Genomic DNA, 12,423 nt, shown 5'->3' on the forward strand with positions numbered 1-12,423 from the left:
AGCGACCAAACTGGTCGCTGTTTTCACATGCTACGGTTCGAATTTTAGTTTAACGCGATAGAGGAAACGCTATATGGCACAAGATGTTCTGGTCCCACAGATGGGAGAGTCGGTTCTCGAAGGGACCATCCTGCAGTGGAAAGTCAAGATCGGCGACCGGGTGGAAATCAACCAGCCGCTCGTGGAATTGATGACTGACAAGGTCAATGTTGAGATTCCTGCCGAAACGGCCGGCATCCTGACCGCGCAGTTTGTGAAGGAAGGGGATGTAGTCCCGGTCGGCTCCAGAATTGCCACTATTGATGATGGTAAAGGCGCCGCGGTCTCCACAGGACGTCCTGCCCAGGCTGATACACCAGTGCCGGCAGCCTCTGTCGCTATGGCCGCTGCTCCGGTTGCGGCTCCTCCTGTCAAAGCTACTGGCGAGGTTGGCAAAGGGATGATGTCCCCCAAAGTTCGGATGCTTATCCGTGAATACGGCGTTGACCCGTTGACGATCATTCCGACGGGGAAAGAGGGGCGTGTGACGGTCGAAGATGTCATGCGTGCCGTCGAGCAGCGCTCCGGTTCACAGGGATTTACCGCCGCTCCGATACCGTCGCCGGTTCAACCGGTTCAGGCAGTGAGCTATGCCGCGCCGACTGCCGCCGCCGCATCCGCTCCGGCCGCATCGAAAGAGCCGAAAGTCAAAGTGCAGATCCCGGTCTTTGCTCCGCTTCCCGAAGCGCAGCGGACCACCCGTACACCACTGATCGGCGCGCGCAAGTTGATAGCCGAGCATATGGTGAAGTCGAAGCAGACATCTCCCCATGTGACGACCTTTGAAGATATCGACATGACCGAACTGGTCAAATTCCGCAATGCGATCAAGAAGGATTTTCGCGAGACCTACGGCGCTAATATCACGTTCATGCCGTTTATCGTGAAGGCCTGCTGTATCGGATTGAAGGAGTTCCCGACGATCAATGCGTCGCTCACCGAAAAAGAGATCATCGTCAAGAACTACTTCAATATCGGGATCGCAGTCGCTCGTGACGAGGGGTTGATCGTACCGGTCATCAAGGATGCCGACAAGAAGTCAATCGTTGAGATCGCCGTCGAGATAAACTCTCTGGGTGAAAAGGCACGGACCAACCGTCTGAAACCGGATGATGTTGCCGATGGCACCTTCTCAGTCACCAATGCCGGAATGTTCGGAGCGACGGCTTCGACACCGATCATTGCCCAGCCGCAGGTCGCGATCCTGGGGATCCATATGATCAGCAAGCGTCCATGGGTGGTGAACGATCAGATCGTGATCCGCGACATTTCGTCCTTCGGCATGTCGTTCGATCACCGATTGATCGATGGCCACACCGCGGTGCAGTTCCTGCATCGAGTCCATGGATTCCTGGCTGATCCGACCTCATTGCTGGTACATTTGCGTTGATGGTCACAGTCGCACAGGATAAAATGCTCGGCTGGGTATTACAGGCCGGGACGATCGACTATGAACGTGCGCTGGAATGGCAGCATGGATTGGTGAAAATGCGCCAGCAAGGGCTGGCGCGCGACACCCTGATGCTGCTTGAGCATCCTCCGGTCATAACGGTCGGGCGAGATGGTCACGATGCGAATTTCAAGGATTCCAATATTACGCCCTATTTCATCGAACGTGGCGGCGATGTCACTTTCCACGGTCCGGGACAACTCGTGGTTTATTTCGTTTTCAACCTGACCCGGCGGGGGAGAGACCTGCATAAGTTCATGGATGATGTCCAGGAGGGGATCATTCGGGCGTTGGCGGAATACGGGATCAAGGCCGAACGCGGAGTAGAGAATACCGGTGTTTGGGTCGGCAAAAAGAAAATAGCATCAATCGGGATCGCGGTCAAACACTGGATCACGTACCATGGGGCCGCGATCAATCTCAATACCAAGCTGACAGAATTCAACAAGATCAATCCGTGTGGGCTGAATGCCAAAGTGATGACATCGGCCAAGCGGCTTCTCAAGAAGCCGGTGGAGATGGAGCAGTTTCGTCGTGTCCTGCTGGACAAGTACGGCGAAGTGTTCGGCACCGATTTCTCTCCCATCGATCTGGAATCGTTGGCCGAGGAACTGGAAAGCCAATCCGGCGGATACGAGATCTAGGCTGCTCAGGTTGAGCGGCTCCTGACCAGGAGGGATTCCATGGAACTCAAAGGAAAAGTTGCGTTTGTTACCGGGGGGACACGCGGTATCGGACTTGCGGTGGCCGAACGTCTGGCCAAACGGGGTGCCGATGTCATCATTAGTTACTTCCGCAGTCGTCAATCGGCCAATGAAGCAGTCGAAAAGATCAAAGCGTATGGTGTAGAGTGTTATGCGCACCGCGCCAATATGGGGAATCATGATCAGATCCCGGCGATCTTCGACGGCATCAAGTCAAAGTTTGGTAAGCTCGATATTCTGATCTCCAACGCCGCCCTGGGCTTGTATACTTCCATGCTTGAGATCGACGACAAGGCATGGGACCTTTCCATGCATACCAATGCCCGCGCATTTCTCAACTGCGTGCAGTTGGCGTCGCCGATTATGCCGAATCACAGCCGGATAGTCACGCTATCATCGCTCGGATCCATTCGCTATATCCCAGGGTACGCTGCGATCGGCGTCTCTAAAGCCGCGATTGAAAATATGGTGAAGTATATGGCGATAGAATTGGCGGCTCGCCATATCACCGTCAACTGTGTCTCGGGCGGGTTCATTGATACCAGCGCTCTGAAGGTGTTTCCGAACTACGAACAGATGAAGCGCGAGGTCTCTGACCGGACGCCGTTCAAACGGATCGGAACTCCCGAGGAAGTGGCGGATGTGGTGGTCTTTATGGCCAGCCCACAGGCCTCATGGATAACCGGTCAGACGGTGATAGTCGATGGCGGCTATTCGCTGATGTAGAGCCTGGTCAAACCCAATATGAGTCCATTGCTTCTCGATCTGATCTTCGTCGTTTGCGCAATCGCTGCGATCTATGCCGGATACAAGCGCGGGTTTCTGGGTCAGGTGGTCTGGTTGGTTTCATCGTTTATTGGATTCGGTCTTGCCGCTCGATTTTCGGCTGATCTTGCGGAATTGTTCGGGTACGGGATAGTCAGCAAGCCGATCACGATTGCAGTCTCGTTTCTACTCATCTTTGTTCTCGCGATCTGGCTGGCACGCATGATCGGAAAATGGGTTACCGGGATGATCAAAGAGTCTCCCGTAGGAATGGTTAATTCCATAATCGGCGCGATTTGCAGTCTTGGAATCTTCTTGGTGATCGCGTCCTTGATCATGGTTGTTGCGATGGTGATCGTACCGGGCGCACGGACTACCGTCGAACAGACCTATGTCGTGCAGGGGATACTAACGCCGGTTTCAGCAATATTGGATGAACGGCTGTTGCATCGCGGGGACGAACAGCCTGGTGCGACTCAGGAACCATAACTAGGGTAGGCGGTAGGGAAGAAACACCCCGGTCCGTCCAGTTCGACTTGTCGAATCTCCCAACATGTGCAAGGTGATCAGATTATACAGACGATTGGCCGTTGTCGGTATCTGCACTGTGTCTCGGTAGAGGTTGGCCGTAGTCGTGGTCGACATCGCCGAGTTCTCCCACGAGTTGTTTGGACCCTCATTCGTCAGAACCAACCTGAATCGATTTCTCACTTCCGACGAGATGTTAAATCCCTTGGTGGAAGATCGCATATCCGTCAATTTGATATATCCCGGACCCAACAACTTGAGCAAACTATCTTTGAGCGTATTGGTGTAAAGGCGATGATCGAAATAGGTTAGAGACATACCGCTCCAGGCAAGTCTGATCGATAATTCGTCGCCCGAAGCTGATCCAAATCCGTTAAAGCCATACAACACCCATCCGACGTACTCCTGTGCGTCGTTGCCCAGCTTGAGGAAATGGCCGTATCTCACGAAGCCGCGTCTGTTGTCGGTGATGAGCGTATCAATCCCCTTAACGCGGCGGGTCCGTACCAAGAAAGTATCTATGACCTTGGCGAGTCCTTCGCGAATAATCCCCAAATTCTCATACTCCCAGAGACCGTCGGAGAGTGTAATATTTATTAGCCGCGTGTGGGAGATTGCGGAATCAACGTAGGTGGCACTGTCCGCAGGAAGTGTATATGGATCGGTGGAGATGATCCCTTCGGTGCGGAAGAGCTCCTGTCCTTGCTCAGTCTCAAGAAGGTACCGTTCAACCTCGTTTTCGTCGACCACATAGGGAACTTCTTTCTCTTTGCAGCCACCGAGCAGGGTGATCAGCAACAGTGCGAGAAACGAAGTGCGGAGTAGGGAATGCCTGGTCATAAGTCAGCGCCGTTTCCGTTTGATACCATGTTTATGCTCTTTGCGGAGCTGGTTGATCTCGTCGCGAATGGCGATGGCGGTCTCAAATTCGAGATTTTCGGCGGCCTGTTTCATCGCTTTCGCCATAAAGCCCAGTTGATCCTCCTGGGACATGAGTGAGAAGTGATCCGGCTTCTCGAACTTCTTCTCTTCCTCAGCGGTCTTGCTGTCGGCAAAAAGGGTAGTCCGAAGGATCTCGTCGCGAGTCTTGAAGATCGTCTCCGGGTTGATCCCATGCTCCTGGTTGTAGGCGAGCTGTTTGGCGCGGCGTCGGTTGGTTTCATCCATGGCTTTTCGCATCGAATCAGTGATCTTGTCCGCGTAGAAGATCACTTCGCCATCCTTGTTACGAGCCGCTCGCCCGGCCGTTTGCACCAAAGATCGCTCGGACCGCAGGAAACCCTCCTTGTCAGCATCCAATATAGCGACGAGCGAGACCTCCGGAAGGTCCAATCCTTCTCGCAATAAATTGACGCCGACCAGGACATCAAACTCGGCAAGCCGGAGGTCCCGGATGATACTGGTCCGTTCTATCGAATCGATTTCAGAGTGCAAGTACCGTACGCGTATCCCCATTTTGTCGAGATAATCGGTCAGGTCTTCAGACATCCGCTTGGTCAGAGTGGTTACCAGCACCCGCTCATTCCGTGCAACTCGTTGGCGGACCTGCTCAAGCAGGTCATCGACCTGGCTGCGCAGCGGCTTAACGGTGATGATCGGGTCAAGCAATCCGGTCGGGCGAATCACCTGGTCGACAACCAGACCTTCGCACTTGTTAAGTTCATAATCCGAGGGAGTGGCAGATACATAAATGGTATGCTTCTGCAGGCTCTCAAATTCTTCAAAGAAAAGGGGGCGATTGTCCAAAGCAGAGGGTAGGCGGAAGCCATGCTCAACAAGGACATCCTTGCGTGATCGGTCGCCGGCAAACATGCCGCGAATTTGAGGGATCGACTGGTGCGATTCGTCAATGACCGTCAAGAAATCCCCCTCAAAAAAGTCGATCAAACATTGCGGCCGGTCTCCGGCTTTGCGCCCGGTCAAATACCTTGAGTAGTTTTCAACGCCCGTGCAGTAGCCTACCTCGCGGAGCATTTCAAGGTCATAGCGAGTCCGCTGGTCAAGGCGCTGAAGTTCCAGCAGTTTATCGAGCGAACGGTAGGTGGCGAGGCGTTCCTTGAGCTCGGCCTCGATCCCGGCGATGGCTTCGGCCAATTGCGGCTTGGATGTTACAAAGTGTTTCGCCGGGTAGATGGCGATCTTCTGCCGTTCATTGATGATCTCTCCGGTCAACGGGTCGACCTCGGTGATCCGCTCGATCTCATCGCCAAAAAACTCGATGCGGATGGCTGTTTCGTAGTAGGCGGGGATCAGCTCGACAGTGTCTCCACGTACACGAAAATTGCCCCGGGAGAAGTCGAGTTCATTCCGATTGTAGTGAATATCTATCAGCTTGCGGATCACTTCGTCACGGTCGTTTTCGACACCACGCTCAAGGAAAAGCAGCTGATTTTTGTACTCCTGTGGCGATCCCAAACCGTAAATGCAGGAGACAGAGGCAACGATGATGACATCGCTTCGATCGAGAAGGGAGGCGGTGGCGCGAAGGCGGAGGCGATCGATATCCTCGTTCATCGCGGTATCCTTCTCGATATAAGTATCCGTGGTGGGAAGGTACGCCTCTGGCTGGTAGTAGTCGTAATAGCTGATAAAGAACTCGACAGCGTTCTTCGGGAAAAATGCCTTTAACTCGCCATATAACTGCGCTGCCAAAGTCTTGTTATGCGAAATGACCAGCGCCGGTTTGCCGTACTGGGCGATCACGTTGGCAATGGTGAAAGTCTTTCCGGAACCGGTCACCCCCAAAAGGGTCTGGTGTTTGCGGCCCGAACGGAGTCCTTCCAAAAGCTCCGCAATTGCCTGGGGCTGGTCCCCCTTTGGCTCAAAATTGGCATGCAATTGGAATGGCGCAGGGGGGGGGATGGAAGGCTTTGAGTACTTGGTATTCATATTTCTTTCTTAAACGTCAACTGGTTCCAATATAGCGGAAAGGGGAGGAGGGCGGAACTCACATTCTGAGCGACCGGCTGGGGCGGCTAAGTTGTTGGGAACCAAATCCTCTCCGCCGGGTGTAACCGGGAGAGACGGACACCCGCTTATGGGTTGTCCCAGAAAAAAGACCTTGACTTGGCTTGGGAAACAGTTACTTTGCGAGGCTTAAGTCCAAACGGAGTAACATTTTCAATCACCTGTGGAGGATTTGATGTACGCTATTTTTCAGCTCGCCGGCTTTCAGTATCGCGCCGAAGAGGGTGCGGTAATACAGGTTCCTCGCCAGGCGGCCAAGCAGGGTGAAAAGCTGAATATCAGTGATGTGCTGCTCGTGAATGCGAACGGTGCATCGGTGATCGGTACCCCGTTTGTCTCCGGCGCAAAGATCGAGGCCGAAGTGCTTGACCATACCCGCGGCGAAAAACTGGTCGGATTCAAGTACAAACGCCGGACGAAATACCGTCGCACTTTGGGACATCGTCAGGATTACACCGAGATCAAGGTTAATAAGATCGTTAGTCCAAAGAGCTAAACGACTTGTGTGATTTGAGGCGCGTACGAGCATGGATAGCTCTCCTGACGCTGCTACTGGTGGCGGGAGTCTTCTCCCCGGTAGTTGCACAGGAAGGGCCCAGGGTTGTTGATGTCGAGGTTGTCGGCAACCGGATAACCGCACCATCCCTTATTCTTGGGGTCTCCAAGATCGATAAGGGTTCCCCGATCAATGCCACTATCATCCAGGAGACGATGCGTCGTCTCTACGGCCTAGGTATTTTCTCTGACGTAAAATTAGAGGCAGAGGAAGTCACTGGTGGCTTGAAGCTGTTTATCATCGTCAAAGAACTACCCAAACTGTCTGGCTTGACCTTCTCCGGCAACGACAAATTCAGCTCCAAAGAGCTAACCGAAAAATTGAAATTGGGTGTTGGCGGCTACATCTCCCCATTTCTCGTGCACGAGAAGGCTGAGCAGATCCGAAAGCTGTATGCCGACAAAGGATATTTCCAGGCGACAGTCGGTCACACGCTTACGTACAGCGCCGATTCCAGCGAGGCAGTGCTTGTTTACCAGGTAAATGAGCGTTCCAAGGTCAAGGTTGAGAATGTCGTGATGACCGGCAACAAGGAAGTCCCAGCCGGTGACCTGATCGGCAAGATGCGCAATCGGAAGCGGGGATTCCTCAAAAGCTCCGACTATGCCGAAGAAAAATACGAAGAAGACCTGACTAAGATCGTCGAAGAATACCACAAACGCGGGTTCATTGACGCATATGTCGTTTCGGATTCACAGACCATAGATACCTCCATCAGCCGCATGACCATTTACCTCGAAGTTTACGAGGGGCCGCGCTATTATTTCGGAGAGTCGATCTTCAAAGGGAACAGCATCCTGAAGACGAAAACACTGGAAAGAGCGCTCAAGCATATCCCGGGGGAAGTATTCGATGCGGAGAAGTATGATAAGTCATTGATGGAGATCTACACGACTTATCAGGAGATCGGTCACCTGCACATTCGAGTCAACGACGAACGAACCACTCGCTCCGATTCGCTTCTCGATATCACGTATGACATTACCGAAGGGCTTCCATCGCATATCAATCTGGTGCGTATCGTTGGTAATAACAAAACCAAAGACAAGGTGATTCGCCGAGAGCTTTCCACCCTGCCCGGGCAGACATTCAGCCGGTCGTTGTTGATTCGGTCGGTTCGCGATGCCATGGCATTGAACTATTTTGCGAATGTCGAGCCGACGCCCATAGATCTGGCGAATGGTGATGTTGATATCGAATACAAGGTCACCGAAAAGCAGACCGGTCAGGTCTCGGCCGGAGCAGGTTACAACAGCCAGGACAAGCTGGTTGGCTCAGTTGGACTGGGGATTCCGAACCTGATGGGGAATGGTCAGAGCGTCTCTTTCCAGGTAGAGAAGGGAAACCGCCGAAACTCGTTTTCGCTCTCCTTCACCGAGCCCTGGTTATTCGGCCGCCCGACATTGCTGAGTACTGACATCTATACGACAAACCGTCGATGGTACGAGGACTACACCGAGGGGAGGCAGGGTGCATCGATCCGGGTGGGCCGTCGCTTGCGCTGGCCGGACAACTATTTCCGGATCTACGGGGCCTACAGGCTTGAGAGTAACCGGATCTATGATTTCAGTGATGCGTTCGTCTTCAGTAATTCGATCAAGGATATATATTATCAGGATCGAGAAGCAAATGATTCCCTCGATTTGCCACCTGCGGGCGATACGCTGTCGGGCGATAAGTATGCCGGGTATGTGCGGAGAAGCTACCTTCCCGGATCGATCTTGGAAGAAGATGGCAATTGGCGCACAGCATCGCGATTTTCGTTTACTCTGACGCGTGACTCGCGCAACCTGCCAGAATTTGCTACCAGCGGCTCACAGTTTTCGTACACCTTTGAGTCCACCGGTGGTTTTCTGGGTGGATACTATCGGTATCAGCACCACCAAATTGAGTATGCCAAGTTCATACCTCTTTTCTGGGGAATGGCTATAGCCGCGAAAGTCGAATGGGGGGCAGTTACCTCGCCCTTTGATGACGATCACATTCTGCTCTCTGACCGGTTCACACCCGGCGGTACATCGTATGACGGCATAGTGCGGGGTTATGATGACGGTGTGCTGACGCCTGATTCAACAGTGTACGATCAAGATCGGTATTTTCTTATCGACTCCTTGCTCGATACAACTGACGTCACCGACCAGGTGCGGGATTCAAATACTGTGCGTATCCGCGGCAACTATATGTTCGTCACCAATATGGAACTGCAGATCCCGATCGCCAATCAGCAATTGTATGGATTGATCTTCTTCGACGCTGGTAATTCCTGGCGCGAGTTGAACGATGTTAAGGTGAATAGTCTGTATCGGGGAGTCGGCTTTGGGTTCCGAATTGCGGTCCCCGGAATTGGAACTATCGGCTTTGACTTTGCGTATCCCTTGGACAAATATCGAGATGAGTCGCAGAAATGGAAACCACACTTCCAGATCGGCACGACGTTTAAGTAGTCATTAATCGTTATCACAGGAGATAGAGAACGCATGCGTAATCTGAAACGGCTTGTCCTCTTAATGGTTGCCGGCCTGGTGCTGGCGACCGGTTTTGTCGCGTCAGCATCCGCCCAGTCAATGAAGATCGGCTTCATCAAAGATGACGAGATCCGCGCCACATACAAAGCCTGGGTGCGTGCTCAGGAACAGTGGGATATTGAAAAGAAGGCATGGGATACCGAAGCCCAGACCAAGTCTGATGAGTATTTCGCCATGCTCGAGGAATACGAGAAGCAGCGGCTGATCCTGTCGGACGACAAAAAGAAAGAACGCGAAGCCGCGATTCGGGCCAAGAAAGATGCCCTGGATGCATATACCAAGCTGATCTATGGTCCGGACGGTACCGCCGAGCGGAAGCAGGATGAACTGATGCGTCCCTTGCTGGCCAATCTGAACAAAGCGATCGAGCAGGTGGCGCTGGATGACGGGTATGATGTGATCTTCACCATGGCAAGCGGACTCGGCTATATCAAGCCGACCTACGATGTGACCGCCAAAGTGCTGGAGTATCTTGACAAGCTCGACCAATAAATCGCCTTTAACGCTGGCAGAGCTGGCGGCATTAGTCGGCGGAACGATTGAAGGGGATGGCCGCACGTTTATTACCGGTGCGGCCCCCATCGAGTCGGCCCGCGCGGGGGAGATCTCGTTTGTCGCCAATCCGAATTATTTGCAGTATATCGAAACCACCGGTGCCTCAGCACTGGTGCTCGATCCCAAAACGGAATGCGCCCACAAGCCGACCATTCGTCACCAGAATCCATATTTGGTTTTCGCCAAGATTGTTGATCGCCTGTATGCCGACCCGGTTCTGGTGGAGCCGGGGATCAGTCCTCATGCGGTGATTGAAGCTGGCGCGGTAATAGGCGCCGACTGCGCGATTGGACCGTTCTGCCATATTCGTTCGACCGCCAAGATCGGCGACCGTTGTCAATTAGTCTCATCTGTCTACGTGGGCGACCGTGCCGAAATAGGTCCGAACAGCCTGGTTCACCCGGGGGTAAAGATCCTGCACGGTGTCAAGGTTGGCGCCCGTGCGATCATACATGCCGGGACCGTTATCGGCTCGGACGGTTTTGGGTTTGCACCAACGCCGACCGGGATGATGAAGATCAAACAAGTTGGGTGGGTGGAGATCTCCGACGATGTTGAGATCGGGGCGAATGTGGCGATCGATCGCGGGGCACTTGGCCCGACGAGAATTGGCCGCGGCACCAAGATCGATAATCTGGTTCATCTCGCCCACAATGTACAGGTTGGCGAAGATTGCCTGATTATCGCGCAGGTCGGTATCTCTGGTTCGACCAAACTCGGCAATCGTGTGATCCTGGCCGGTCAGGTTGGTCTTGTCGGCCATATCGAATTGGGGGATGATGTTAGAGTGGGAGCCCAGTCGGGAGTGAAAGATTCCGTCCCCGCGGGCAAGACAATGTTTGGCTATCCTGCCCGCGAGATCATGGCAACGAAACGGATCGAAGCATCGTTGTCGCGCCTCCCCGATCTTTTCAAGCGGGTGCGACGACTCGAAGACGAATCTTCAAAGAAATCAGGTCAGTAACTTCTTCTCGATCTCCGCGGTCTTCTGCCAGGTTTTTTCCATCTGTTCGATATAACTCATCGCCATATCGAGATTCCCTCGCTCCACGGCATCGCGAATATTGCACAGGGTTGACCATTGTTGGCGGTTGACGATTTTCATGGCCGTCATCTGGTGCCGGAGCATCCCGATACTCTGATTCAGTTCCATTGAGATCTCACGCATCGGACCCGAGCTTGCCACCTTCTCACTGGTTGTCAAGTCTCCGGAAGAGAGTTGTCTCAGACGGTGCAGGATCGCCTCCTGCGGCTCGATCGAACGGGCTGTCGGCAGGATGGTCGTGATCGCCATTGCCGTCATACCAGCAATGGCGGCGGCGAAGAGGTAGGGTAGAATTGAGGCAACGGCAATATCCGCGAGTGTCGCTACACCGGCGGCAAGGGTATCTACCATTTGATTGCCGAAGTAGAAGATCAATGTTGAGCAGACCAGCATGGTTGTCACCAGCATAGCGCCGATCCGGAAATAGACCTGGAGCTTGAGCGGCGAACCAAGACTGTTAAGGGCGAGTGCAATTACGCGAGACATACTGTCTCCTCCTGAAGGCTGTCAGTTCCAATTCACTGTTCCACGGTTCCTTCCCACTGTTTCGGAGGTGGAACAGTCAAAGCTGAGAGGAGAAATTGCACTGATGGTAATCAGAAAAGAAACAGGCCTAACGCGTTGAGGCGTCGGCCTGTCCTGGGTATCCTGTATGAGTTCTGCTCAGCGAGGGCTAGAACGGAAGATCATCATCCTCAGCGCCGGTCGAGGCGGCAGGGGCTGGTGAGGTGTCGGCTTCTTCGGCAGCACCGCCCGGTTCGCCTTGCTGACGGGATCCGATGAAGCGCATATTCTGGACGACGACCTCGGAGATATATCTCTTGTTGCCGTCCTTGTCATCGTAGCTCCGGTTGGAGATACGTCCCTCAAGATAGACCTCGCGCCCCTTGCGAAGGTACTCTTTGGCCAGTTCTGCGGTTTTCCCCCAACAGACTATGTTATGCCAGGTAGTCGCTTCCTGGCGCTGACCTTCCTGATTCTGATAGACTTCGCTGGTCGCTAACGAAAAGGTCGCCACTGCGCGGCCACCGGGGGTATAGCGAAGTTCAGGGTCTTTGCCAAGCCGTCCGATCAGGATAGCTTTGTTCACACTCATAATAACCTCCGTTGAAAGTACTGCATAATAAGGGGGGTGGTTTCGGGTGTCAAGTGGGATGGGATGTTTTCCCTTGTTAGGCTGCTGGTTATAGGGTATAGTCTTGTCCAAAAGTGATATTAAGACAGCGGCTAAGATGGACCTGGAGAACGCAGCCACCACTATTCGTCGGTTTATAACCGGAAAATTGCTT

General features: G+C 53.4%; 12 protein-coding genes. 8 read left to right on the top strand and 4 right to left on the bottom strand.

Features of this window, described 5'->3' with window-relative positions:
* Positions 1-73: 73 nt before the first annotated feature.
* Genes IPH75_02515 through IPH75_02530 form a run of 4 tightly spaced genes read left to right on the top strand, consistent with a single transcriptional unit; the run spans position 74 to position 3,447 of the window.
* Positions 74-1,429: a 2-oxo acid dehydrogenase subunit E2 gene (locus IPH75_02515; GenBank protein MBK7140938.1), complete on the top strand. Its 1,356-nt coding sequence runs from the start codon at positions 74-76 to the stop codon at positions 1,427-1,429.
* Positions 1,429-2,133 (top strand): lipoyl(octanoyl) transferase LipB, encoded by a 705-nt coding sequence (gene lipB, locus IPH75_02520; protein MBK7140939.1) that lies wholly within the window; start codon positions 1,429-1,431, stop codon positions 2,131-2,133. The genes IPH75_02515 and lipB overlap by 1 nt, the downstream gene beginning before the upstream one ends.
* A gap of 39 nt (positions 2,134-2,172) precedes the next feature.
* The gene (locus IPH75_02525; GenBank protein ID MBK7140940.1) at positions 2,173-2,919 is read left to right on the top strand and encodes an SDR family oxidoreductase; all 747 of its coding nucleotides are present in this window, start codon (positions 2,173-2,175) and stop codon (positions 2,917-2,919) included.
* Positions 2,920-2,937: 18 nt separating this feature from the next.
* A complete protein-coding gene (locus IPH75_02530; protein MBK7140941.1) occupies positions 2,938-3,447 on the top strand; it encodes a CvpA family protein in 510 nt (169 codons plus the stop codon).
* On the opposite strand, the gene IPH75_02535 is transcribed toward IPH75_02530, so the two are convergent.
* The gene (locus tag IPH75_02535; GenBank protein ID MBK7140942.1) at positions 3,448-4,326 is read right to left on the bottom strand and encodes a hypothetical protein; all 879 of its coding nucleotides are present in this window, start codon (positions 4,324-4,326) and stop codon (positions 3,448-3,450) included.
* 3 nt (positions 4,327-4,329) lie between these two features.
* Positions 4,330-6,375, bottom strand: a complete 2,046-nt coding sequence (gene uvrB / locus IPH75_02540) for an excinuclease ABC subunit UvrB (GenBank protein MBK7140943.1) — start codon at positions 6,373-6,375, stop codon at positions 4,330-4,332.
* Positions 6,376-6,628: 253 nt separating this feature from the next.
* Between uvrB and rplU the strand changes: the two genes are divergently transcribed.
* Genes rplU through lpxD form a run of 4 tightly spaced genes read left to right on the top strand, consistent with a single transcriptional unit; the run spans position 6,629 to position 11,053 of the window.
* Positions 6,629-6,949, top strand: a complete 321-nt coding sequence (gene rplU / locus IPH75_02545) for a 50S ribosomal protein L21 (protein ID MBK7140944.1) — start codon at positions 6,629-6,631, stop codon at positions 6,947-6,949.
* Between the two features lie 14 nt (positions 6,950-6,963).
* Complete coding sequence (gene bamA, locus IPH75_02550) at positions 6,964-9,453, top strand: outer membrane protein assembly factor BamA (GenBank protein ID MBK7140945.1); 2,490 nt, start codon at positions 6,964-6,966, stop codon at positions 9,451-9,453.
* Between the two features lie 33 nt (positions 9,454-9,486).
* Positions 9,487-10,026, top strand: coding sequence for an OmpH family outer membrane protein (locus tag IPH75_02555; protein ID MBK7140946.1), 540 nt, complete (start codon positions 9,487-9,489; stop codon positions 10,024-10,026).
* On the top strand, positions 10,007-11,053 hold the full coding sequence (gene lpxD / locus IPH75_02560) for a UDP-3-O-(3-hydroxymyristoyl)glucosamine N-acyltransferase (protein MBK7140947.1): 1,047 nt from the start codon (positions 10,007-10,009) through the stop codon (positions 11,051-11,053). Before IPH75_02555 ends, lpxD begins: the two co-directional genes overlap by 20 nt.
* Here the strand turns inward: lpxD and IPH75_02565 are convergent.
* Entirely contained in the window at positions 11,042-11,620 is a 579-nt protein-coding gene (locus tag IPH75_02565) for a hypothetical protein (protein ID MBK7140948.1), read from the bottom strand. The two genes, lpxD and IPH75_02565, sit on opposite strands and share 12 nt — an antisense overlap.
* Before the next feature lie 187 nt (positions 11,621-11,807).
* Positions 11,808-12,230, bottom strand: a complete 423-nt coding sequence (locus tag IPH75_02570) for a single-stranded DNA-binding protein (GenBank protein MBK7140949.1) — start codon at positions 12,228-12,230, stop codon at positions 11,808-11,810.
* Between the last annotated feature and the right edge of the window lie 193 nt (positions 12,231-12,423).

It is taken from the genome of bacterium, assembly GCA_016708025.1.
GTDB lineage: Bacteria > Zixibacteria > MSB-5A5 > GN15 > FEB-12 > FEB-12.